23 protein-coding genes are annotated in these 21,162 nt (G+C 65.3%); 13 read left to right on the plus strand and 10 right to left on the minus strand.

Annotated elements, in window-relative coordinates; genetic code table 11:
• Nucleotides 1–42 precede the first annotated feature (42 nt).
• Both LQV16_RS10825 and LQV16_RS10830 read left to right on the plus strand, forming a co-directional pair.
• Nucleotides 43–456, plus strand: a complete 414-nt coding sequence (locus LQV16_RS10825; protein ID WP_229993893.1) for an ester cyclase — start codon at nucleotides 43–45, stop codon at nucleotides 454–456.
• Nucleotides 457–762: 306 nt separating this feature from the next.
• Complete coding sequence (locus tag LQV16_RS10830; RefSeq protein WP_229993894.1) at nucleotides 763–1,182, plus strand: ester cyclase; 420 nt, start codon at nucleotides 763–765, stop codon at nucleotides 1,180–1,182.
• Nucleotides 1,183–1,367: 185 nt separating this feature from the next.
• Here the strand turns inward: LQV16_RS10830 and LQV16_RS10835 are convergent, their stop codons facing one another.
• Entirely contained in the window at nucleotides 1,368–2,447 is a 1,080-nt protein-coding gene (locus tag LQV16_RS10835) for a glycerophosphodiester phosphodiesterase family protein (protein WP_229993895.1), read from the minus strand.
• 254 nt (nucleotides 2,448–2,701) lie between these two features.
• Between LQV16_RS10835 and LQV16_RS10840 the strand changes: the two genes are divergently transcribed.
• Nucleotides 2,702–4,198 carry an APC family permease gene (locus LQV16_RS10840; protein ID WP_229993896.1) on the plus strand — a complete coding sequence of 499 codons (1,497 nt, stop codon included), beginning with the start codon at nucleotides 2,702–2,704 and terminating at the stop codon, nucleotides 4,196–4,198.
• Nucleotides 4,199–4,248: 50 nt separating this feature from the next.
• Here LQV16_RS10840 and LQV16_RS10845 read toward each other — a convergent pair whose 3' ends face one another.
• Nucleotides 4,249–4,731 carry an SRPBCC domain-containing protein gene (locus tag LQV16_RS10845; RefSeq protein ID WP_229993897.1) on the minus strand — a complete coding sequence of 161 codons (483 nt, stop codon included), beginning with the start codon at nucleotides 4,729–4,731 and terminating at the stop codon, nucleotides 4,249–4,251.
• Nucleotides 4,732–4,861: 130 nt separating this feature from the next.
• Between LQV16_RS10845 and LQV16_RS10850 the strand changes: the two genes are divergently transcribed.
• The 4 genes from LQV16_RS10850 to LQV16_RS10865 all read left to right on the plus strand — a co-directional run bounded on the left by LQV16_RS10850 (nucleotide 4,862) and on the right by LQV16_RS10865 (nucleotide 6,924).
• The gene (locus tag LQV16_RS10850; RefSeq protein ID WP_229993898.1) at nucleotides 4,862–5,341 is read left to right on the plus strand and encodes a DUF2975 domain-containing protein; all 480 of its coding nucleotides are present in this window, start codon (nucleotides 4,862–4,864) and stop codon (nucleotides 5,339–5,341) included.
• The gene (locus LQV16_RS10855; RefSeq protein WP_090955828.1) at nucleotides 5,341–5,547 is read left to right on the plus strand and encodes a helix-turn-helix transcriptional regulator; all 207 of its coding nucleotides are present in this window, start codon (nucleotides 5,341–5,343) and stop codon (nucleotides 5,545–5,547) included. Before LQV16_RS10850 ends, LQV16_RS10855 begins: the two co-directional genes overlap by 1 nt.
• Before the next feature lie 294 nt (nucleotides 5,548–5,841).
• Entirely contained in the window at nucleotides 5,842–6,207 is a 366-nt protein-coding gene (locus tag LQV16_RS10860) for a hypothetical protein (RefSeq protein WP_229993899.1), read from the plus strand.
• Nucleotides 6,208–6,276: 69 nt separating this feature from the next.
• Nucleotides 6,277–6,924, plus strand: a complete 648-nt coding sequence (locus LQV16_RS10865) for a cupin domain-containing protein (protein WP_229993900.1) — start codon at nucleotides 6,277–6,279, stop codon at nucleotides 6,922–6,924.
• Between the two features lie 55 nt (nucleotides 6,925–6,979).
• On the opposite strand, the gene LQV16_RS10870 is transcribed toward LQV16_RS10865, so the two are convergent.
• The 3 genes from LQV16_RS10870 to LQV16_RS10880 form a co-directional block, all read right to left on the minus strand.
• Nucleotides 6,980–8,140 carry an NAD(P)-binding domain-containing protein gene (locus tag LQV16_RS10870; RefSeq protein WP_229993901.1) on the minus strand — a complete coding sequence of 387 codons (1,161 nt, stop codon included), beginning with the start codon at nucleotides 8,138–8,140 and terminating at the stop codon, nucleotides 6,980–6,982.
• A 38-nt stretch (nucleotides 8,141–8,178) separates the two neighbouring features.
• Nucleotides 8,179–8,478 carry a hypothetical protein gene (locus tag LQV16_RS10875; protein ID WP_229993902.1) on the minus strand — a complete coding sequence of 100 codons (300 nt, stop codon included), beginning with the start codon at nucleotides 8,476–8,478 and terminating at the stop codon, nucleotides 8,179–8,181.
• 91 nt (nucleotides 8,479–8,569) lie between these two features.
• Nucleotides 8,570–10,258, minus strand: coding sequence for a response regulator transcription factor (locus LQV16_RS10880; RefSeq protein WP_229993903.1), 1,689 nt, complete (start codon nucleotides 10,256–10,258; stop codon nucleotides 8,570–8,572).
• Nucleotides 10,259–10,605: 347 nt separating this feature from the next.
• On the opposite strand from LQV16_RS10880, the gene LQV16_RS10885 reads away from it, so the two are divergent.
• From LQV16_RS10885 to LQV16_RS10905, 5 genes are all read left to right on the plus strand, one after another.
• Complete coding sequence (locus LQV16_RS10885; RefSeq protein ID WP_229993904.1) at nucleotides 10,606–11,022, plus strand: hypothetical protein; 417 nt, start codon at nucleotides 10,606–10,608, stop codon at nucleotides 11,020–11,022.
• A gap of 553 nt (nucleotides 11,023–11,575) precedes the next feature.
• Nucleotides 11,576–11,956, plus strand: a complete 381-nt coding sequence (locus tag LQV16_RS10890) for a VOC family protein (RefSeq protein WP_229993916.1) — start codon at nucleotides 11,576–11,578, stop codon at nucleotides 11,954–11,956.
• A gap of 367 nt (nucleotides 11,957–12,323) precedes the next feature.
• The gene (locus tag LQV16_RS10895) at nucleotides 12,324–13,250 is read left to right on the plus strand and encodes an endonuclease NucS domain-containing protein (protein WP_229993905.1); all 927 of its coding nucleotides are present in this window, start codon (nucleotides 12,324–12,326) and stop codon (nucleotides 13,248–13,250) included.
• Between the two features lie 255 nt (nucleotides 13,251–13,505).
• The gene (locus tag LQV16_RS10900; protein ID WP_229993906.1) at nucleotides 13,506–13,769 is read left to right on the plus strand and encodes a hypothetical protein; all 264 of its coding nucleotides are present in this window, start codon (nucleotides 13,506–13,508) and stop codon (nucleotides 13,767–13,769) included.
• Between the two features lie 163 nt (nucleotides 13,770–13,932).
• On the plus strand, nucleotides 13,933–14,223 hold the full coding sequence (locus LQV16_RS10905; RefSeq protein WP_229993907.1) for a hypothetical protein: 291 nt from the start codon (nucleotides 13,933–13,935) through the stop codon (nucleotides 14,221–14,223).
• A gap of 21 nt (nucleotides 14,224–14,244) precedes the next feature.
• On the opposite strand, the gene LQV16_RS10910 is transcribed toward LQV16_RS10905, so the two are convergent.
• Together LQV16_RS10910 and LQV16_RS10915 are read right to left on the minus strand one after the other, a co-directional pair.
• Nucleotides 14,245–14,985, minus strand: coding sequence for an alpha/beta hydrolase (locus LQV16_RS10910; protein WP_229993908.1), 741 nt, complete (start codon nucleotides 14,983–14,985; stop codon nucleotides 14,245–14,247).
• Between the two features lie 137 nt (nucleotides 14,986–15,122).
• Nucleotides 15,123–15,746 (minus strand): alpha-amylase family glycosyl hydrolase, encoded by a 624-nt coding sequence (locus LQV16_RS10915; protein ID WP_229993909.1) that lies wholly within the window; start codon nucleotides 15,744–15,746, stop codon nucleotides 15,123–15,125.
• Between the two features lie 550 nt (nucleotides 15,747–16,296).
• Here LQV16_RS10915 and LQV16_RS10920 point away from each other — a divergent pair.
• Complete coding sequence (locus LQV16_RS10920; protein ID WP_229993910.1) at nucleotides 16,297–17,196, plus strand: hypothetical protein; 900 nt, start codon at nucleotides 16,297–16,299, stop codon at nucleotides 17,194–17,196.
• 230 nt (nucleotides 17,197–17,426) lie between these two features.
• Here LQV16_RS10920 and LQV16_RS10925 read toward each other — a convergent pair whose 3' ends face one another.
• From LQV16_RS10925 to LQV16_RS10935, 3 genes are read right to left on the minus strand one after another with little or no spacing between them, the layout of a single operon-like run.
• On the minus strand, nucleotides 17,427–19,124 hold the full coding sequence (locus LQV16_RS10925; RefSeq protein ID WP_229993911.1) for an alpha-amylase family glycosyl hydrolase: 1,698 nt from the start codon (nucleotides 19,122–19,124) through the stop codon (nucleotides 17,427–17,429).
• Nucleotides 19,121–20,059 (minus strand): carbohydrate ABC transporter permease, encoded by a 939-nt coding sequence (locus LQV16_RS10930; protein ID WP_229993912.1) that lies wholly within the window; start codon nucleotides 20,057–20,059, stop codon nucleotides 19,121–19,123. Before LQV16_RS10930 ends, LQV16_RS10925 begins: the two co-directional genes overlap by 4 nt.
• The gene (locus tag LQV16_RS10935) at nucleotides 20,056–21,138 is read right to left on the minus strand and encodes a sugar ABC transporter permease (protein WP_229993913.1); all 1,083 of its coding nucleotides are present in this window, start codon (nucleotides 21,136–21,138) and stop codon (nucleotides 20,056–20,058) included. The genes LQV16_RS10930 and LQV16_RS10935 overlap by 4 nt, the downstream gene beginning before the upstream one ends.
• Between the last annotated feature and the right edge of the window lie 24 nt (nucleotides 21,139–21,162).

Here is a 21,162-nt window from a genome sequence, read left to right on the forward strand (position 1 = left end):
GAAACTTGGGCTGCGGTCTCATCCACTTTTAAGGAGTCGGAAATGGCTGACGGGACTGGATTGATCAAACGGTTTTACACAGAGGTGATTGGGGACGGAAACCTGTCCCTCATCGATGAACTGGTGAGTGATGACTTTGTCGATCACGATCCCATGCCAGGACAATCGCCCGCCAAGGACGGGGTCGCGTTCTTCGTCAATACGATGCGGGCGGCATTCCCTGATCTCAGGGCCAAGACCACCGAGCCCGTGCTGATCGATGGCAATCTGGAGGCGCAATACGTGGTCCTGACCGGAACGCATCAGGGAGAACTGATGGGCGTCGCGGCCAGCGGTCGCAGCGTCGAATTCAGCGGCGTTGACATCATCCGCATTGAAGACGGCAAAGTCGTCGAGCACTGGGGAGCCACGGACACCATGACCCTCATGCAACAGATCGGCGCGGTACCGAAGTAGGCAGCACCGAATTAAGCGACAGCTAGGGGCCCTTCCGCGCGGAAGGGCCCCTAGCCGTCATGGGGTTTTGTCGTGTCGCGGCTGGGCCGGGACCGCTGGTAATCAGGGCATCTTGACACCCTCGGAACCCCGGAATATCTTCTGCCTTAACGAGGCGTTTCGCCCAATCTCCACTGGAATCTCCACAGCAATTCTCGACGCTCCGCGCGGGCAGTTTCTGCCTGCCGAGGCGCCAGAAAAGGAGAGCCTCCTGGGGAATGGTCTGGGGGGATCTGGATTCGGTCTCTCGCCTACAAGGAGTCGGAAATGTCTGAAGGTGTTGGATTGATTGAGCGGTTTTACAAGGACGTCATTGAGAGCGGAAACCTCGCCCTCATTGATGAGCTGGCTGCGGACAGCTATGTGGATCACGAAGAGGGCCTCCCCGGGCAGCCGCCCGGCAAGGACGGCGTCAAGTACTTCGTGAACACAATGCGGACGGCTTTCCCGGACATCAAGGTTAAGGAGATCGAGCCCAAGGTGGCTGCCGGAAACCTGGAGGTATGCCATGTGATTCTCACAGGAACGCATCGTGGCGAACTGGCCGGCATCCCGGCAACGGGCAAGAGCGTCGAATTCGATTGCACGGACATCATCCGTGTCGAGGAAGGCAAGGTGGCCGAGCACTGGGGCACCACGGACAACCTGAGCCTCATGCGGCAGATTGGCGCCGTGGCCATTGCCTGAACAGGGCCTACGCACGCAGGGCCGACGCGCGCTCGTGGCCGGAAAGACCGCCGGCGGGCACAGAAAACAGGGCTGCCCACGTTTCATGGAAACGAGGACAGCCCTCCGTCCGCGGAGTTGGTCTGCGGAGAATTAATTGCGCAGCGCCCCCACGGCGTTGTTCGGCGGCAGCCAGCCGTCGTCGTTTAGCTCGCGGTCGAGTATGCCTTCGGGAGCTTCAAGCCGCGCTCTTCCACGACGGTGCGCAGGCGGGTGGGGTAGTCGGTGATGATGCCGTCCACGCCGAGGTCCATCAGCCGTGTCATGTCCGCCGTGGTGTTGACGGTCCAGGGGATGACCGGCAGGCCCAGCTCGTGGGCTTCGGCGATCATCTCGGGGGTGACGGAGCGGAAGGTGGGGGAGACGACGTCGTACCCCTGGGCTGCCGCTGCCTTGGCGAGCGAACCGCCGTAGGTGTCGATGTCGATGCCGCCGAGGTTGGGGCTGGCGCCGGGCTGGCCGACCTCGAGCCAGGCGTCGCCGCTGGACAACGCGACGAGCGGCAGCTGCGGGGCGATCTTCTTGGTCAGGTTCAGCGAGGACCAGTCGAACGACTGCACGGTGCTGCGCTGGGCCATGCCGGCGGTGTAGATCTCCGTGACCACGGCCTTGGTCAGGGCCACCATGCCCTCGCCGCCGGACCGGCCGTCCTCCACCTTGGTCTCGATGTTGAAGCGGACCTTCTTGGCGTCGGCGTCGTGGACCAGCTGGAAGACGTCTTTGAGCTCGGCGATCCGGTTGCCCTCGATGACGTCCTGCTCCGGGTACCCCTTCAGCTGGGTGAACCCGCAGTCCAGGGTCTTGATCTGGGCGAGCGACAGTTCGGCCACCCGGTCGCCGACATACGGGAAAGCCGCGTCGCCGGGAGCCGCCGGCGCGGTGTCGCGGCACTTGTCCGGCTGGATGGTGTCGTCGTGCCAGACGATGACCTTGCCGTCGGAAGTCAGGTGGGTGTCCAGTTCCAGCGTGGTCACGCCGAGCTTTAGCGAGTTGGCGAATGCGGCCAGGGATTCTTCGGTCCACTCGCCGCGGCCCCCGCGGTGGGACTGCAGGTCAAAGGGGCCGTTGCTCTCGTTGGTCTTGATACCGGCTGTTGCCTCTGCGGCAGCCGTTCCGGCAGCGTTCGACGACGGCGGGCCGGCTTCGGGGTTGGAAGCGGCGACGGCGGGGCCCGCTAGCGAGGCGATGAGCGCGGCGGCGGCCGCTGCAATCAGGGGTGTGCGCATGGTGATGGTTTCCTCCTGGGTGACGGTTACCGGCGTTGTGCCGGCGACCCGACCACCGTAGGGAGGTGAGATGGACTGTGGTGTGCGGGGAGCTGGACCGCGGGTGAACACACAATGATGCGGGAGATGCGCGGGTGGGCCCGCACCTTGGTGTTGCCAAACAGACCCGAGAAGATCACAGTGAAGTACGTCACATCGAGGCCGGGAGGCCGGCCGCGGCTCTCAGGGCCGTGTATCCGCGGTGGAGGTCAACCATGAGCACCACGTCCGACAAAGTCTTCGATGCCACTCCCGAGGGTGACGAACCCACGCTTAAGCGGGTCCTTGGACCCAAGCTCCTGCTCCTGTTCATCGTCGGTGACATCCTCGGCGCCGGCGTCTACGCCGTCACCGGAACCATGGCCGGCACGGTGGGCGGCATCGTCTGGCTGCCGTTCCTGCTCGCTTTCGTCGTCGCGACCCTGACCGCATTCTCCTACCTGGAGCTGGTCACCCAATACCCCCAGGCAGCCGGTGCGGCGCTCTACACTCACAAGGCGTTCGGGATCCACTTCGTCACCTTCCTGGTCGCGTTCGCCGTCGTCTGCTCCGGCATCACCAGCGCCTCCACGTCTGCGAACGTCCTTGCCCAGAACTTCTTTGGAGGCCTGGCGATCAACGGCTGGATGGACATGCCCGGTCGGGAGGTGATCACCGCGGTTGCGTTGGGCTTTATGCTGCTGCTGGCGGCTATCAACCTGCGCGGCGTGGGGGAGAGCGTGAAGTTCAACGTTGTGCTCACCCTGGTCGAGGTGATCGCCCTGTGCATCGTGATCGGGGTCGGCTTCTACGTGATGGCCCAAGGAACAGGGAATCCAGCAGAGATCACGGTCTTTACCGACCACCAGGACAAGGGCCTGTTCCTGGCAGTCACGGCGGCCACGTCCATCGCGTTCTTTGCGATGGTCGGCTTTGAGGACTCCGTGAACATGGTCGAGGAAACGCAGAACCCCGAGCGGATCTTCCCGCGGACCATGCTGACCGGTCTCGGCATCGCCGTGATCCTCTACATGCTCGTGGCCGTTTCCGTGGTCAGCGTGCTCACGCCCACCGAACTCGAAGGGATCAGGGAGGCCGAAGGCGCCGCGCTCCTTGAGGTGGTGCACAAGGGGTCACCGGACTTCCCCATCGACAAGGTGTTCCCGTTCCTCGCTGTCTTCGCCGTGGCCAACACCGCCTTGATCAACATGCTGATGGCCAGCCGTCTGATCTACGGCATGGCCCGCCAGGACGTCCTGCCGCGGCCGCTGGGACGGGTGCTCCCTGGACGCCGCACGCCATGGGCCGGGATCGTGTTTTCCACCGTCCTTGCGCTGGGGCTGATCTGGTACGTCACCAGCGACCCGGAGAGCAACGTCGTGGCGAACCTCTCCGGCACTACGGCGTTCCTGCTGCTATGCGTGTTCACCCTGGTGAACGTGGCCTGCGTTGTCCTCCGCGGCAAGAGGGACCCCAACCGCGAGGTCTTCTTCACCTCGCCGGGGCCGATACCGATCGTCGCGGCCCTGCTGTGCGCCTTCCTCGCCGGACCATGGGTGGGCCGGCCCGTTATCCAGTACCAGATCGCCGGGGGACTGATGGCGATCGGCGTCGTGCTGTGGTTCATCACCTGGTTGATCAACAGGAGGACCAACACCAGGGAGGGCGAACCGGTCGGCATCCAGAACATCGGCAAGGACGATCAGGTCCCGCCGCCGCCACCCGGCCTTTGACCACGTGGCGGACTGCGTGCGAGCCAGGTGCGGCATCTGGCCCTCATTTTCTAGGCGAGGGCGTCTGTAACCAAGCGCAGCTTCTCAAACGACTCAGTCCAGCCGCCGCGGTGCAGTTCTAGGCGTTCGTCCGTCAGGAACGGTCCCTGCGAGAGCACCAGACGCGTGCCTTTGCCGGTACTCCCGAGCGAGAGATCGACGACGGTTTCCCGGTCGTCTGGCGTCGGTTCCTCCCAGTGGAATGTGTACACCAGATGCCAAGGCGGGTCGATTTCCAGGAACTCGCCGGAGAGGTGGAAGGGTTCCCCGTCCGGTGGCGTCATGCGGAATCGGTAGCGGCCGCCTGGCGTGAGGTTCAGTTCGGCTGCAGGGATGGTGAATCCGTGCGGGCCCCACCACTTCACCAGTTCGGCCGATTCCGTCAGCATCCTGAAGACTTCCTCCGGGGGAGCAGCGAGCGTGCACTCCAGATTCAGGACCAGCGCGCCAGATTCCGCGTTCCCGGTTGCCTCATTCCCCGTTGGCTCGTTCACAGTTCAACTCTGGCACTCTGTGGCCGGTGACGGAAGTGGACCGGGCTGGCAGCGGCCTGTCACGCCGCGAGCGTCCGCAGACCAAAGTATATCGATTGACTTTCGATAGTTAATGGCTGAAGATCGATGCATGCAACTTACTCGCGTGGCAGTCATCGCCCTTCGGATTGTCCTTGTTGTGGCGTTCCTCCTGTTGGTCCTGTTCCAAGTCATGTCCCTCCCCGGGCAGTTCGCCCATATGGCGCAGGAGAATCCGGAGCGGGCTTACCTGCAATGGCCGCTCACCGTCTTCGCGATCCTGGAAGTCGCTGGCGTCCAGGTGGTGATGGTGAGCACCTGGAAGTTGCTCACCATGGTCAAGCTCGGCAGCATCTTCAGCAACGAAGCACTGCGGTGGGTGGACGCGATCGTCTGGGCCGTCGCCGCCGGATGGACCTTGCTGGCGGCACTGTCCGCCTTCGTGGTCCTTAACGCGGATGATCCGGGCCTGCCGCTCCTGCTGTTCCTGCTGCTGGTAGCCGGCGCCGCCCTGGGCCTTGTGGTGGTGGTGCTGCGCGCGCTGCTCCGGCAGGCCACGGACCTGCGCAGCGACATGGAAGCGGTGATTTGATGCCCATCGTGGTGCGCATCGACGTCGAACTGGCCAAACAAAAGATGAGCGTGGGGGAGTTCGCCGAGCGCGTGGGACTCACCCCGGCGAACGTGGCGGTGCTGAAAAACGGCCGCGCAAAGGCTGTCCGCTTCAGTACCCTGGAAGCAATGTGCCGGGTCCTCAAATGCCAGCCGGGTGACCTGCTGGAGTTCGTCGAGGAATGATCCGGTGACCTGTGACGGCGGACGTCCTCACAGGGGGCCAGTGAAACAGACCTCTGCCCGGCAGGCTCGTGGAACTGCGTCGGCTCGGGTAGTCAAAGGCCCCGGAAAAGGTCTTGTGCGCCGGGAAAACCATGGTCCTAAATGCTCCTAGTCGTCACCCTCACACATGCGTAGAATCCACAATGTCCCTACTCGGATTCACCCGCGCTGGGCGTTGCGGGGACACGATGCCCAGGACGAGAAAGCGGTCAGTCAAACACCGATGGGCCTGATCGCAGAAATCAGGAGCACGTGATGAAGACACTTCGAAACGTCGCAGCGGGCGCAGCATTAACGGCCGCTCTCGCCGGCGGCGGCATGTATCTCGCAATGGCCGCTCCGGACGGCGCGGCGACCTCCACCACACCGTCCGCTTCCCAGCACAAGGGCGGTCATCAAGCCAACGGCATCACCGAGCAGCTGCTAACAGGTGACACTGCCGCACGTGTGGAAGCGGCAGTGACGGACGCCAACCCCGGGGCGACCGTCGTCCGCGTCGAAACCGATGCGGAGGGGGCTGCCTACGAGGCGCACATCCTCAAGGCTGACGGGACGTCAGCGACAGTGAAATTGGACGCCTCGTTCAACGTCACGGGCACCGAAACGGGCAAGCAACGCTAAGAACAGCGTGAACGCCCCGCTGACCGCGGAGGGCAGGGCTGGCAGCCCTGCCGAGGGTCGGGACCCATCGTGAGGCTGGGTCCCGGCGCTGTTATGCCGTTCCGTCCTGTGGTGGGTGCGGACGCCAGTAAGCTGCACGGCATTGAACGGATCGGGATCCTGAGTAGCATTGCAGGCACTTCCAAGCTGAGGAGCGTCATGGACAGGTCCGATGATACGAACACGCCGGCCACCGGCGTACAGGGCAGGGCGTACAAACTTGCAGCCGACGAGGGGACCGCCCTGTGGTTCACGAATGCATTGGTCTTGGTCAAGGCAGGCGGCCCGGAGACGAAACAGCGGCTGACCATTACGGAGATTCTGCATCCGGCTGGCTACGCGCCACCGATGCACCGGCATCTGGTTGAGGATGAATCCTTCTACGTTATTTCGGGCACGGCTCTGTTCGAGAGCGACGGGCAGCGCTTCACCGTGCAAAAGGGCGATTTCGTCTTTCTTCCCCAAGGTTCCACCCACACATTTCTTGCCGGACCGGAAGAGTCCTTCCGCAGCCTCGTGATCACCGTGCCAGCCGGCTTTGAAACCTTCGCCGCCGAGGCAGGAGCGCCGGCAGCGCGCAGGGTACTGCCGGAACCTGAACCCGTCGACGGCCAGGCACTAACCGCGATCGCTGCACGCCACAACATCGAGATCATCGGGCCTCCGCTCACTACCTGACAATGGCGAGATTGTCCCCGACCTTGAATTCGACAGCGACTTCCTGACAACTGCGTTATGCCGCCAGCCGGCTCTGAACCTCCGCTGCGTGCTGCGGAGCCCGGGTGGCGGCGAGCCGCTTCGCCAGGTATTTGGCGTCCCGGCACACGCCGGGGAGGGTTTCAGATGCTGCGGCGAAGATGAGGTCTTTCCCCAGGAGGTACAGGCCCGGCAGGGCATCCACGATCCCGCGGTGCTGCTGCTCCCGCCAGTTCGCGGGCAGGGCCGGGATGTCCAGCCATGGGTAGGCCTCGGTGAAGCCGGTGCACCAGATGACGTTCGCCACTAGAAGGCTCTGGCCGTCGTCGAGTATTACTTCGCCGTCCTGGACTCCGGTGACCCGCGGCACCAGGTGGACGCCGGCGGCGCTGAGGTCCGCGAGCTTGGTGCGGATCAGCGGCGTAGCCATGGCAGCCATCTTGGGCAGCACCTTGCGCCCGACCGGCGTGTTGGTGTTCAGCACGTGCATCCCGGCGAAGCGGACCACCGGGATGAAGAAGCGGGCCGCGGTCCGGCCGTGCCGGAACGGGATCTCGGCACTCGGCTTGCCGGCCATCCAGGTTTCATGGGTGCGGCTGGTCTCCAGGGCGATCTCCGCTCCGGAGTTGCCCACCCCCACCACCAGGACGGGACCGGGCTTGAGCTGGGCCGGGTTCTTGTAGCTGTGGGAGTGGATCTGCACGACGTCGGACGGCAGGTCCGCCGCAAAGCCCGGCGTCTTGGGCAGCTGGCAGGCACCAGTGGCGAGGACGACGTTCGCCGCCGTCCAGCGCCGCGCCCCGGCCGTGACATGGAACCGCTGCCCGTCGTGGCTCAGCCGGGTGACGGCCGTGTTGGGCCGGACCGGCAGGTGGAACCGGGAGGCATAGTCCTCCAGATAGTCCGCCTGCTCGTCTTTGGTGGGGAAGGCGAGGCGGTCGCCGGGGAAGGGCCGGCCGGGCAGGCCGTTGTACTTGGCGGGGGTGAACAGGCGCAGCGAGTCCCAGCGGCTCCGCCACGCGTCGCCAACCCGTGTGCCGGCGTCGAGAATGACAAAGTTCCGGTGCTGCTGCACCAGGTAATAGCCCAGCGCCAGGCCGGACTGTCCGGCACCGATGATGACGGTGTCGACGGTGGCAGTGCCGACTATGCCAGTGCCGACGGTGCCGCGGGTGTCAGTTGCTGGGGTGGTGTTCATGGTGGTGCCTCCTTGGTGCTGCATGTGCAGTTGGGTGGTTATGAACGTTGTGACTGCTGTGGCGCCGGGTGGCCGGCGGGTCCGGACCGGAAGCTCAGGTACCAGATGAGCAGCAGCGCGGAGGCGACGACGTAGAAGGAGTGCAATAGCCAGATCGGCCCCGGAGGGAGGCTGAAGACGTACACGGAGTGCACTGCGTTGGCGACGTTGCTCAGCGCGAGGTAGCCGAGGCTGTAGGAGTCAAGATCCCTCGTGCGTAGTGCCTTGAGCAGCATGGGCAAGTAGCTCACCGCGAAGAGGCCGGTGGAAACCATTCCTGCGAGCACTGAAACGTTCATGCCATTAACGCTATTTTTCGCCGCATCGCGGCGAATCGGGCGAATCACCCATTTCCCGGGGAGAAATCCGGCGGGCGGGGAATGGGTAGTTTTATGCAGGGCGGGAGGTCAGGGCGAGTCCGTGCTGGTAGGCGTAGGCCGTGACCGCGGCTCGGGAGGTCAGGCCCAACTTGGTGAAGATATTGCTCAGGTGCCGGGCCACCGTTTTTTCGCTGATGAACAGCTCGGAAGCAATGTTTCGGTTGCTCAGTCCGGTGGAGACGAGCTGGACCACCTCGGTTTCGCGTGCGGTGAGCGGCCCGGCGTCGGCGGCGTGATGAACGTCGTTCCCGGTGGTTGGCGCCGGGGCTGCCCGGGCGTCCGGCGCGACGGGCACCGATTGCTCAAGCTCCGAGAGCGCCGGCGCGGCGCGCAGCTCGGAAAATACTGCCCGGGCCGCCTCAAGTTCCAGCCGGGCGGATTCCTCATCGCCGAGCGCGGCGCACAGCCTGGCCAGGAGGGCGCGGCAGCGGGCCGCTTCGAACGGTGCGTCGAGGCTGAGCCAGCGGGACCACGCGCGGCGAAGCGGGACCAGGGCAGACTGAAGGTCGCCTTCGTGGAACAGGACAGAGGCCTCGGACTGCTCGGCGAGGGCGTGCAGCAGGGGCATGTCGATCGAGGCGCAGAGCGAAGCCAGCTCCTCCGCGGCAGCCCGTGCTGCCCGTGCGTCGCCTGCTGCCAGTTCGATTTCCACCCGGGCGGCGAGCATCTGGCGCCGGTACGTGGGGTCGGCGCCGTCCATAGCCTGCCGGAGCAGGGACTGGGCCTGGTCCGGCTTGCCCTGGGCCAGACGCAGGAGCGCCAGCCCGGGCTGCGGGGGGAAACCGGTCTCCTGAGCGTGCAGGTAGGAGGCCTCGGCGGCGTCGAAGTCGCCCCGGAGCCGTTGGATTTCGCCCTGTTCGTAGAAGCCGCCGTAGGTGGCCAGCAGGTCGCCGCGGAAGGCGAGGTCCTGCGCCATCTGGGCCGCGTCGATCGCCTCGGTCCAGGCGCCGTGCAGCCGGTACAGCTCGGCCCGGTGCATCTGGCATTGGCCGCTGAAGGCCACCAGGTTCTGCTGCGCGTCGCACCACCGGTCCAGCGCCCGTGTCCACTCGTGGGCACGGCGCAGGTCGAAGGCCAGAAGGCAGGTTCCGATCACTGCGCAGTAGATGATCCCGGCCGGGACCGGCGAGATCTCCCCCACGGTGACGGCGACCATGGCTTCGTCGAGCAGGGCCAGGCCGTCCTCGAGCCGGCCCAGCATGATCCTTGCCTGCCCGAGACCCAGCAAACCGAGGGCCGCCGCGTCAGCGTCGCCACGTTCCCGTCCGAGGTCAGCGGCCCGGGTGAAGGCCTCCGCGGCGGCGGCGCCGTCGCCTCGGTAGAGGGCGCCCAGCCCGGCAGGGACGAACAGCATGCCCTCGAAGGGGCAGGGCTCGGGCAGGTCCTCGACGATCCGGTGGGCACGGGCGAGCCAGCCGGCGCTGCGGGCCGCCTCGCCCAGCAGCATGAGGTTCAACCCGGACCAGGCGGCGCAGCGGGCGGCGGCGTCGTAGTCGCCTTCGGCGAGGTACTTCAGGTGCGCCCGGGCCAGGATGTCCACTCCCTCGGAACCCCGGCCGGTGAGGATGACGGAGGTGGCCAGCTGTTCCAGATCGCTGGCCGGCAGTTCGGCGTCGTGGTCGGCAGCGGTGTACTGCCCTACGGCGTCCGGCCAGCGCCGTTCGGCATAGGCCTCCCGGCCGTGTGCGAGTGTAGACATCGCGCCTCCACGTTCCCGGTGGCGGGTCTGAGCCGGTGGGCGCTGCCCGGCCCGGCACTCGCGGAACCGGTGGTGGGCGGCGCGGCCCGTCATCTGCTTTTCAGGCTACCGCCGGGGTTAAGGGGCGGCAAGGTGCGGGGACCCGTCGGGTGATGCAGTTGCCCTCGGGCTCCAAGCCCGGTGAGGTCATCGCGGCCATGGGCCCGGTGGCGAATTCTCAGGGCATACTGCTGGCCGTGATCCTGGAGCCATAAATCCGCCGCGCTTCCATAGAGGATCGGGAGGACAATTGTGCGTAGTGAACCAGGTCCAGGCGTTCAGCCAGGGCCTTCAACGGGAGAGCTGACATGGATGATTTCGTCGCTTACCTTGATACTTCGGAGGTCCGCTCCGGCAAACTTGAGGAACTCAAGACAGCCATGGCAGAACTCGCCGCGTTCGTTGAACAGAATGAGCCTCGGATCATCTCCTACAGCGTCTGTTTCTCAGAGGACGGCTCCACCATGAGTGTCCTCCATTTCCATCCTGATCTGGCCTCGTTGGAGTTCCACATGAAAGTGGCGGGGCCTAAGTTCCCGCCAGTTGCGCCGCTTATCAAGATGAAGTCGATCGAAATCTTCGGCCGCCCAAGCGAGGACCTCGTGGCGCAACTTCGAGAGAAGGCACAGCTCCTCGGCACCGGATCCGTCATTGTCCGTGACGTTCACGCCGGCTTCGCCCGTTTTACCCGCGGCCAGCTTTCTTTGCCGTATGCCGGTTCCTGACCGGACATTTCAGGAATCTCATTTCCAAGGTTCTCTCGGTGCACTCCACACCCAAAAATCGTCCAGGGCGGGCCCCAAAGTCTTTGCCTCATCTTATGGGCGGCACTGCTTCGAAACCGCGATGGACATCACGGAACAGGCTAACGTCGATGCCCTTTCACTGATGATCAATTCGACGGGCAGCGTGCTCCCGCATCTCCAAGGAGCAGCCACACTGTTCGCGGGAACCGGCCACAGGTTAGCAAGTGCAAGTGCCGGCATCAGCGAGACGCCACTCCGGGCTGAGCGCGAGGACCTCGTTGGGGGCCGGCATATGACCTTTCAACCGGATGCCGTGCACCCTGTTTCAGCAGACCCAAATCGGTCCATAATGTCCACATAACTTCGGGAACCCCTCACGCTGGTGATAGGTGGCGCGGCGTTGAAGAGTCCCAAGTGGCTGCCCCGGCTCGGCGCAAGGGGCGGTCACGGGCTCCGGACAAGGATTCCGGGGACCGAAACCGGGGGGAGCATCGCCATCACTGCGGTCATCGACGCACTGAAGGGAATCATCATGCTCAAGGATTCAAACATCATCGCTGTCCTCCCCGCGAAGGACATCAACAGGGCGAAGGAGTACTACCGGGACAAGCTGGGAATGGAACCCTCCGAATCCATGGAGGAAGGCAGCGTCATGTACAGCTGCGGCCAAGGAACGCGCTTCCTCGTTTACCAGACAGACAATGCCGGGTCAGCCAAGAACACCCAGATGGGCTGGGAAACGGACAATCTCGAACGCGAGATGGAGGAACTGCGAGGCCGCGGCGTCGTCTTTGAAGATTACGATTTTCCCGGCCTGAAGACGGAGAACGGCATTGCCACCGCTGACTGGGGGAAGGCAGCCTGGTTCCTGGACAGCGAGGGCAACATCATCAACATCTCCCAGCGCGCGTAGGCCGGATGCCCCGATGCGCTATCACCTACGGTCGTTCTGATAGCTGAGACCAGCTGTTTAGCAGCTACAAGTGATAGCGCAACGGGTGTTCCCCGTGGAAACGTGGGCGGTCACGAACAGAATGGCCTCAGTCGCGCAGCACCCAGACCGCGTTGTTCGGCTGCAGCCAGCCGTCTTCGGCCAGCGGAGCGACGGTGAGCCTGCTCCTGGGCCTTGGTCCCCCTGAAAACTCCGCTCCGCTGTGGGCAACTGCTCCAACCGCTGCTTACAGACGAGGGGAAGCCTCAGGCCAGAGGCCGCCGCATGCGATAAGTTCAGGTGGAACCGCACGCGGCCCCGTCCAGGGGGCATCAGGACATGGAGAACAATGACGACAGCATGGATGGTCCGGCAGGGCAGAGGTGGCCTGTTCGCCGAAGACATGATCGAGGCCGGATACATGGGAGTCGACTTTGTCGGCGACTATGACCTCACCCCGCATCTGGGCGAAGGGCCGGACTCTTTCCGCTCCGCCGTGGTCCAGGTGTTCCTGGGGCAGGAACCGGACAAGGGCAAGGTCGCGGCCGGTCTCGCCGCCGGCAATCTGTGGTGGGCCTGCGAAGGGATCGTCGAAGGCAACCTCGTGCTGGCACCCAAACCTGACCGCACCTACCAGTACGGCGTCGTGACCGGCGGGTACGAATACCACCCGGGCACGGATCTGCCACACCGGCGCCGGGTCGACTGGAAGGGCTCGTTCAGCAAGGACGACATGAGCCCCGCCTTGGCATCATCTGCCAGGTCGATCATGACGGTGTTCCAGCTGGCCGCCCACACCGTAGAGCTGGCGGCGCTCACTCAGCTCACCGATGCCGCCCAGCCTATAGCCCAGGCGATCTCCTCCCAGGTCGAGGACCAGCTCGCGTTCCAGATGGAGAAGCAGCTCGAAGACTTCCTGGTCCACAACTGGCGCAGCACAACGCTCGGCCAGGACTATGACATCTACGAAGAGGACGGCCAACTCAAAGGCCAGCAGTACCTCACCGACACCGGGCCCATGGACATCCTCGCGATCAGCAAGGACCGGACCCGGCTGCTCGTGATTGAACTCAAGCGCGGTCGCGCCAGTGACGCCGTCGTCGGCCAGATCCAGCGCTACATGGGCTACGTCCAGGAAGCATTGCTCGAACCTGGGCAGTCCGTTGAAGGCGTCATCATCGCGCAGGAAGATGATCTGCGGATCCGCCGTGCACTGTCCATCGCCCGGAACATCCGGTTCATGAAGTACCGGGTGGAGTTCCACCTGGAGGCGTAGCCCGGCAGGCGTAAAGGGGGCCGGCGACGGCTGGAGTGGGCGCACAAACAGGTGAGCGCCCTCGCCGCCGGCCCCGGTATCCAAACCACGTTTCAATCCGAAACCCCCAGCACCGGGGATGCCGCCGGTACGCTCCACATTAGGACGAAGACCGTGCACGGCATACGAGTGGCCGGTACTCGCTTCCGGGCACTTTTCTGAACTGTCCTCGCGTGCTTACACTCTTCTCTTGCCCGATTCGAGATGAGGACCACCATGGCCGCCGCAGACTACTTCGTCCACCGCCACCACGACACCGAAATCCCCGAAGACCACCTCGACATCTGGCGTGCAATTCCGACCGGTGGTTTTGACGATCAGCCGAGCGTCCAGATCAATCAGGCCGACGGCGTGACGGCCTCGGTCAGCTACCGGACGGATGATGCCCGGGCTCTGGCCCGCGCCATCCTGGAGGCGGCAGGAGTCGATCCACGGGAAGCCTTCACCGGGGACCTGCCTGAACTGTACGCCGGCTGCTAACGTCGTCGACCGCCGGTCGGACGCACCTTGGTTATGGAACGAACCCGTTGCCCCAGGACGCCGCGCCGTGGGTTCGATCCGGAGCTGGCGGTGCAGACGTGTCCTCGAAGACACGCCGCTCTGTCTCCGCAAAGCTGTCGGTGCCCAGGAGGACCATGGACTCATGACCGCTCCAACAGTGGAGGCGGCGATCCATGAACTGATGGATCTCGCCTGGAATGTTGTCTATCACCTGCTCGAGGAGCAGGGCCTGCTCGGCGACGGATTGTTGGTCGATGAGTACACAGGGATCCACTCCTGGCTGGACGGACCGACCCGGTACACCGTGGTCCACTCCCGGACGGTGGCGGTCCTGTTCGTCGAGACACGGCCCGTGGACGCCATCGCCTTCCGTCACGATCTCCTGGGCGCAGCCGACGTTGCAGGCTTCTTCAAACTTCCGGGCAGCTGCTGACGGTCCGGTCGGTCCTCCTCATTACTCCTGAGAGAGCCAAGCCGATACCGTGGCGTTGAACCACTCCGGGCGTTGAAGGGGGATTCCGTGGCCACACCCATCCACAACCTCCAAGTCGCTTCCAGGTAGGGCGGCATGGATCGCAGCGGCAGAGTCACGCATCAGCCTCCGTTCACGCTGACCCACCATCACGAGGGCTTCCCCAGGGAAGCGGGACCAATTCTCAGGCAATGCGAAGCGCAGGTTCTCCCCGACGGCGGCCGTCAAGGTCGCCTTCGTTATGCCTGCACTGGTGTCGATGTACTGCTCCATCAGCTCTGGGGGTATGAACAGCTGCCGGGCCTGCAGGCGGGCAAACCATCTCCTCCGGGCAAGTGGCGCGCTCAAACCGAGAATGCCCAGGGTGAGGCCACCGTACGCCATCGGCTTCGCTTGGGCACTGACGACCATAACTCGGCTCACCAGAGGCGTATGTTGAGCCGCCAGACCGATGGATAGCTGGGCCCCGAGCGAGAAGCCGATCACTGCTACTGGCGAACCAACCCGTTGCAACACCAAGTCGGCCAGGGCATTTACGGTCGCGGAATGCGAGATGTACTCCTCGCTGGAGCTCTCTCCGTGCCCCGGGAGGTCGGGGACGATCACACGGTGCCGGTCTTCCAGGCTACGGCTCAGGGATTGCCACATCCAACCGGCGACGCCACCACCGTGCAGGAGCAAGACAGGAGGTGCGCTCTCTGGTCCGTACTGGTTCGTGTGCACCGGCTTATGCTTTCACGTTCCCAGCGCCTGCTACGTCTCTGAGAATACGAATTGGCCACCACTCCAGTAACACTGTGCGCCCTAATCGACTTCCTCAGAACCTGACCGTCCTAACCCAGATTCAGGCCGCCGGACCTTTAGTCCTTCAGCACCCAGGCAGCGTTGTTCGGTTGCAGCCAGCCGTCCTCCGCCAGGGGCGCGGCGCTGAGCAGCACGGTGCCGGCCGGGAGTTTGACCGGTTCGGTTCCCATCGCGACGGCGACGAGGAAGTGCGCGTTGCGTTCGCAGATGAGGAGGTTTCCGGCCTCGACACGCCAGCTGCCGCCGTCGTCCGCGGTGAAGACTTCGTTTTTCCACAACTGCCGGCGCAGCTCCAGCGCCGTCTTGGTGATGTTCAGGGAGGAGCCCGGAACCTGTTCCTGTTGCTCGATGGCATGGGTTCCCCAGCCAGCCGGGATCGGGAGCCACGGATCCGCGGCGGGTTCAGCGAGCGAGAAGCCATGGCTCATCGCCGCATCCGCGGTCCAGGGCAGCGGCACGCGGGCGCCGTCGCGGCAGACGCCGCCGCGGGCCCACATCGGATCCGCCCGTGCCTCCACCGGGACGTCGACCTCGGGCAGCCCGAGCTCCTGGCCCTGGTAGAGGTACGCCGCGCCGGGCAACCCGAGCAGAGCCACGAGGGCCGCGCGGGCCCGGACGCTGCCGAGCTCGCCGCCGCCGAACCGGGTGGAGCGGACAATGTCGTGGTTTCCAGCGCCCACGTCGGGGCGGCACCGTGCAACTGCCGGGCGGCCTCGAGCTCGGTCCCAACGGTTGCCCACGCGTATGCGTCCCAGCCGAGCTTCACGAACGCGAACGCGAAGGCCTGCTGCATCTCGTCGGCGCGGGTGTAGCGGGCGGCGCGGGCCGGTTCGAGGTTGACCTCGCCCACCAGCAGCCGGTGCGGCTCATACTTCTCGGCCAGGGTGCGCCAGCGGCGGTAGACCTCGTGCACGTCCTCCTGGTCCGAGACCTGCGGGTTGGACCGCAGCCCGTCCACCACCCCGCCCGTGGAGGGCGAGTCCGGCAGCCCGTCGGCCTTGAACAGGGCGGCCGCTACACGCATCGAGCTCGGCGCGACCTGCGGCGTACTCAAGGAGTGATCCCAGGACGCGGCTCTGTCAGTGCTCCGCCCTGGTCTGCGGGCGCAAGCTTCATCAACCACCTGTTGCGTCGTGACGAGAGACAATGAGAACCCTCATGTCTGTCATAGTTGAGCTTGCGTCGTGTCGTGAAACATGACAAACCACCCGTGTCTGCCATAGTTGGGCCATGACAACACCAGAGCTCCCTGGGGTGGGCTCACAGCAGACCGCGCCCCACCAGCCACAGCAATCATCTCTCGCGCAGCAGGATCATGGGGCGCCAACTCAGACGCCGCCCCAGCCGCCGAAGGCGAAAAAGCCGTTGAACGTCCTCGGGCTCATCGCTCTCATCACAGCAGCGCTCGGGTTCATTTTCGCGTGTATTCCCGGCGCTCTCATCGTTGGCTGGATACTGCTGCCGATCGCATTCGTTCTGGCTCTCGTTTCTCTGTTCCTCAAGGACAAGCCCAAGTGGATGGGCATCACCGCCCTGATCGTGTCCATCGTGGGGACGATCGTCGGGTTTGCCGTGTTCTTCTCCGTCCTTGCGACGTCGGTCGACAACGCTATCGGCAGCGGGGACACCAAAGTCGTCGAACCGTCCAACGCAGCAGGTGGCACTAGTGGAGCGGCAGAGGCAAAGCCTGCCGCCAATGCCGGAACCCGCGAGAACCCACACCCGATCGGCTCGGTTATCGAGTCTGACGACTGGCGCCTCGTGATCAATTCGGTCTCCCTCGCCGCCACGGATTCCGTTGTCGCTGCCAGCCCCATCAATAAGCCGCCGACTGCCGGGTCGGAGTACATTATCGTGAACTACTCCACTACCTACATCGGCGATGACGCTAACGGGCAAATGCCTGCCTTCGTGTCAATTGAGTACGTCACAGCGGACGGCAAGACTGTCAATGGCCTCGACAAGCTCGTCGTCGCACCGAAGCCTATCGACACCACGAGCACGCTTTACAAGAACGCCACCGCAACGGGCAACAAGGCCATTGAAGTTCCGACCGCCACGGCCGCCCAAGGCGTCCTTGCGGTCAGGCCCGGCATGCTCGCCGACAAGACTTTCGTAGCCGTTAAGTAACACTCACAGGAAAAACGCAAAGCCCCCGGCAAAGCAGCCGGGGGCTTTGCCGTGCCGCGCCGGGAGCCATGACCGCCCTGTTTGCGATCACCAACCCCGAAGAGCCCATGGGACGCTGCCCTGCCGCCCGAGGCAAAGTCCTGGGTGATGGAGTTGAACACCAGAGCCAAGACAGTCCAGAGCGTGCCTCTAAGTCCATGCATCTCGCGGGCGGCGCGGAGGCGATGGCCTCAGTCGCGCAGCACCCACGCCGCGTTGTTCGGCTGCAGCCAGCCGTCCTCGGCCAGGGGTGCGGCGCTGAGCAGCACGGTGCCGGCCGGGAGTTTGACCGGTTCAGTGCCCATCGCGACGGCGACGAGGAAGTGCTCGTTGCGTTCGCAGATGAGGAGGTTTCCGGCCTCGACACGCCAGCTGCCGCCGTCGTCCGCGGTGAAGACCTCGGTCTTCCACAACTGCCGGCGGAGCTCCAGCGCCGCTTTGGTCAGGTTCAGGGCGGACTGCGGGTCCTGCTCCTGCCGTTCGATGGCGTGGGTTCCCCAGCCGCCCGGGATCGGGAGCCAGGGCTCGGATGCCTTCCCGGCAGGCTCAGCACGCGAGAACCCGTGGTTCAACGCCGCGTCGTCGGACCACGGCAGCGGGACGCGCGCGCCGTCACGGCACACGCCCCCTCGGGCCCACATTGGGTCCACCCGGGCACCCACCGGGACGTCGACCTCGGGCAGCCCGAGCTCCTGGCCTTGGTAGATGTACGCGGCGCCGGGCAGTCCAAGCAATGCCACGAGGGCAGCCCGCGCCCGGACGTTGCCGAGTTCGCCGCCGCCGAACCGGGTGACGGAGCGGACGATGTCGTGGTTTTCGAGCGCCCAGGTGGGGGCGGCGCCGTGGAGCTGCCGGGCGGCCTCGAGTTCGTTCCCGACGGCGGCCCACGCCTCCGGGTCCCAACCGAGCTTCACGAACGCGAATGCGAAGGCCTGCTGCATCTCGTCCGCGCGGGTGTACCGGGCTGCGCGGGACGGTTCCAGGTTGACCTCGCCCACCAGCAGCCGGTGCGGTTCATACTTCTCGGCCAGGGTGCGCCAGCGGCGGTAGACGTCGTGGACGTCCTCCTGGTCCGAGACCTGCGGGTTGGACCGCAGCCCGTCCACCACCCCGCCCGTGGAGGGCGAGTCCGGCAGACCGTCGGCCTTGAACAGCGCGTGCGCCACGTCGATGCGCAGCCCGTCCGCGCCCTTGTCGAACCAGAAACGCAGCACGCCGTCGAAGTAATCGCCGACGGCGGGGTTGCGCCAGTTCCAGTCCGGCTGGCCGGCCGAAAAGAGGTGCAGGTACCAGTCCGTGTCCGTATCGGACTCGGGGTTGGCGCGGCTCCACGCCCGGCCGCCGAAGACGCTCTGCCAGTTGTTCGGCGGGACATCGTTGGTTGGATCGCCGGCGTCGGCCTCAGACGCAGAGCCGCTGCCGCCGTCGTCGGACGTGCCCAATGGACCCGGCACAAAGTGGAACATGTCCCGCTCCGGTGAGCCCGGGCCGGCAGCGAGGGCCGCCTGGAACAGCGGGTGCTCCGAGGAGCAGTGGTTGGGGACGACGTCGAGCAGGACCCGCAGGCCCAGCCCGTGCGCGTCAGAAAGCAGCGACTCGAACTGTTCCATGGTGCCGAACAGCGGGTCCACGCCGCAGTAGTCGGTGACGTCGTAGCCCTGGTCCACCTGTGGGGACGGCTGGAACGGGGTCATCCAGATGCCGTCGACGCCGAGCGCGGCGATGTACGGCAGCCGGGTGATGAGCCCGGCGAGGTCGCCCACGCCGTCGCCGTCGCCGTCGGCGAAGGAGCGCGGGTAAACCTCGTAGATGACGGCGGACTGCCACCAGTCGGGGGCCGGCGCGACGGTGGTTTCCTCGACGGGGCCCGCCGGCGAGACAGGGCTCATTTGCTCGCGCCCGCGGTGAGGCCTTCGACGATCCGTCGCTGGAAGATCAGCACCATAATGACCAACGGTACGGTGACGATCACGCCGGCGGCCATCTGCTCGCCGAACGGCGCCTGGAATTCGGTGGCGCCGGTGAACTTGGAGATCGCCACCGTGGCGGTCTGGATCTTGGGGTCATTGATCATGGACAGCGCGATGATGAATTCGTTCCAGCTGTGGATGAAGGTCAGGATCGCGGTGGTGAAGACGCCCGGCGCGGCGAGCGGCAGCAGGACCCGGCGGAACGCCTGCCACTTGGTGCAGCCGTCGATCATCGCGGCTTCCTCGAGGTCGAACGGCAGGGCCTTCATGAACGTGGTGAGGTTCCAGACCGCCAGCGGGATCGCGAAGGACAGGCTCGGCACGATCATCGCCTGGTACGTGTTGATCCAGCCGAGGTCAGTGAAGAGGCGCAGCAGCGGCACCACCACGGAGATGCCGGGGAACATCGACGTCGCGATGATCACGCCCAGGATCACCGACTTGAAGCGGAAGTTCAGCCGGGAGATCGCGTAGGCCGCGAAGACGCCGAGCAGCAGCGCGAACACCGTGGTGGTGCCGGCCACGATCAGGGAGTTCAGCAGGGCCTGGCCGAACATGGTGGAGCCGTCGAACACCTTGGCGTAGTTCTCCAGCGAGAACGGGGCCGGCAGCAGGGTGTTGTCGAAAATGTCGGCGGTGCGGCGGAGGCTGGAGACCAGCATCCAGTAGAACGGCGCCAGGCAGTAGGCGAAGATCAGCGCCAGGCCCAGGTAGACCGAGTAGGAACGCCACGTGCGCTGTGTCTTGGGTTTTCCGGGGCGGCCGACGGTGGTGCTTGAGTCGGGCGCGCCCGGTGCGCCGGTGCCGATCGCGCCGGAGGATGCGGCGGCGTTGCGGAGGTCGGAGATGGTCATCGGGTGGCCTCGGCCTTCTTCTGTTCAGCGATTGCCTGGTCAGTGTTCGCCTGCGTGCGGGTTGCCTTGGTGCGGTTCCTCTTTGAGATCAGCTTCAGTTCCTTGGCGCCGGTGACGTCGGCGCCGAGCACCTTGACGAAGACGATCGCGACGACGGCGACGTACAGGAAGAGCATGATCGCGAACGCGGAGGCAGAGCCGTAGCGGAGCTGGTTGGATTCGTCCCAGGCGAGCATGGAGAGGGTTTCCACGGATTCCTTGCCGGGGCCGATCAGCACGAAGGGGAGGTCGAACATGCGCAGCGCGTCGAGCATGCGGAACAGCACGGCCACCAGCAGGGTGGGCTTGACCAGCGGGAGGGTGATGGAGCTGAGCTGGCGCCACCAGCCGGCGCCGTCGATCTTGGCCGCCTCGTAGACTTCGCCGGGGATGACCTGCATGCCGGCGAGGACCAGCAGGCCGATGAACGGGGCGGTCTTCCAGACCTCGGCGATGATGATGGCCGCGCGGGAGGCGTTGCCCTCGGCGGTCCAGAGGATTTCGCTGCCGAGCAGGGTGTTGGCGATGCCGTCGGACTGGAAGATCCAGCGCCACAGCAGGCCGGACACGGCGGTGGGCACGGCCCAGGGGACCAGGATGCTGGCGCGCAGGAAGGACCGGCCGCGGAAGGCGCGGTTCATGGCCAGGGCCAGGCAGAGGCCCAGGACGGTCTCGAGGAACACGGTGGTGACGGTGAAGAACGTGGTGTTGCCGAGCGCGTTGAGGAAGCGCCGCCCGGTTTCGCCGACGAAGAGGTCGGCGTAGTTGGCCAGGCCGACGAAGGATTCGACGTCGGCGACGAAGCCGTCCGCGTCCAGTCCGGATTCGGCGCGGTAGAGGGACTGGTGCACCGCGGCGAGCAGCGGGTACACGATCACCAGGGCGAGGACCAGGATGGTGGGGGAGAGCAGCAGCGCGGCCATGCGGCCTTCGCCGGGAGTGCGGGTGCCGCGGGTGCCGCGGTGGCCGCGTTTGCGCGGGCTGGCTGGTTGGGGTGTGCCGGTCTGCGCGCCGGCGGGCGGGGCGGTCGTCGTCGTCATTCTGGGAACCTCACTGGGGTTGCG

Source organism: Arthrobacter sp. Bi26 (assembly GCF_918697925.1).
GTDB lineage: Bacteria > Actinomycetota > Actinomycetes > Actinomycetales > Micrococcaceae > Arthrobacter.

What these genes read in the sequence shown, in the direction of transcription:
- LQV16_RS10870 (WP_229993901.1), bottom strand. Translation starts at nt 8,140, where the DNA reads ATGAACACCACCCCAGCAACTGACACCCGCGGCACCGTCGGCACTGGC.
- LQV16_RS10830 (WP_229993894.1), top strand. Translation starts at nt 763, where the DNA reads ATGTCTGAAGGTGTTGGATTGATTGAGCGGTTTTACAAGGACGTCATT.
- LQV16_RS10925 (WP_229993911.1), bottom strand. Translation starts at nt 19,124, where the DNA reads ATGAGCCCTGTCTCGCCGGCGGGCCCCGTCGAGGAAACCACCGTCGCG.
- LQV16_RS10905 (WP_229993907.1), top strand. Translation starts at nt 13,933, where the DNA reads ATGACCGCTCCAACAGTGGAGGCGGCGATCCATGAACTGATGGATCTC.
- LQV16_RS10855 (WP_090955828.1), top strand. Translation starts at nt 5,341, where the DNA reads ATGCCCATCGTGGTGCGCATCGACGTCGAACTGGCCAAACAAAAGATG.
- LQV16_RS10850 (WP_229993898.1), top strand. Translation starts at nt 4,862, where the DNA reads ATGCAACTTACTCGCGTGGCAGTCATCGCCCTTCGGATTGTCCTTGTT.
- LQV16_RS10860 (WP_229993899.1), top strand. Translation starts at nt 5,842, where the DNA reads ATGAAGACACTTCGAAACGTCGCAGCGGGCGCAGCATTAACGGCCGCT.
- LQV16_RS10935 (WP_229993913.1), bottom strand. Translation starts at nt 21,138, where the DNA reads ATGACGACGACGACCGCCCCGCCCGCCGGCGCGCAGACCGGCACACCC.
- LQV16_RS10825 (WP_229993893.1), top strand. Translation starts at nt 43, where the DNA reads ATGGCTGACGGGACTGGATTGATCAAACGGTTTTACACAGAGGTGATT.
- LQV16_RS10890 (WP_229993916.1), top strand. Translation starts at nt 11,576, where the DNA reads ATGCTCAAGGATTCAAACATCATCGCTGTCCTCCCCGCGAAGGACATC.
- LQV16_RS10875 (WP_229993902.1), bottom strand. Translation starts at nt 8,478, where the DNA reads ATGAACGTTTCAGTGCTCGCAGGAATGGTTTCCACCGGCCTCTTCGCG.
- LQV16_RS10900 (WP_229993906.1), top strand. Translation starts at nt 13,506, where the DNA reads ATGGCCGCCGCAGACTACTTCGTCCACCGCCACCACGACACCGAAATC.
- LQV16_RS10885 (WP_229993904.1), top strand. Translation starts at nt 10,606, where the DNA reads ATGGATGATTTCGTCGCTTACCTTGATACTTCGGAGGTCCGCTCCGGC.
- LQV16_RS10895 (WP_229993905.1), top strand. Translation starts at nt 12,324, where the DNA reads ATGACGACAGCATGGATGGTCCGGCAGGGCAGAGGTGGCCTGTTCGCC.
- LQV16_RS10880 (WP_229993903.1), bottom strand. Translation starts at nt 10,258, where the DNA reads ATGTCTACACTCGCACACGGCCGGGAGGCCTATGCCGAACGGCGCTGG.
- LQV16_RS10840 (WP_229993896.1), top strand. Translation starts at nt 2,702, where the DNA reads ATGAGCACCACGTCCGACAAAGTCTTCGATGCCACTCCCGAGGGTGAC.
- LQV16_RS10920 (WP_229993910.1), top strand. Translation starts at nt 16,297, where the DNA reads ATGACAACACCAGAGCTCCCTGGGGTGGGCTCACAGCAGACCGCGCCC.
- LQV16_RS10835 (WP_229993895.1), bottom strand. Translation starts at nt 2,447, where the DNA reads ATGCGCACACCCCTGATTGCAGCGGCCGCCGCCGCGCTCATCGCCTCG.
- LQV16_RS10930 (WP_229993912.1), bottom strand. Translation starts at nt 20,059, where the DNA reads ATGACCATCTCCGACCTCCGCAACGCCGCCGCATCCTCCGGCGCGATC.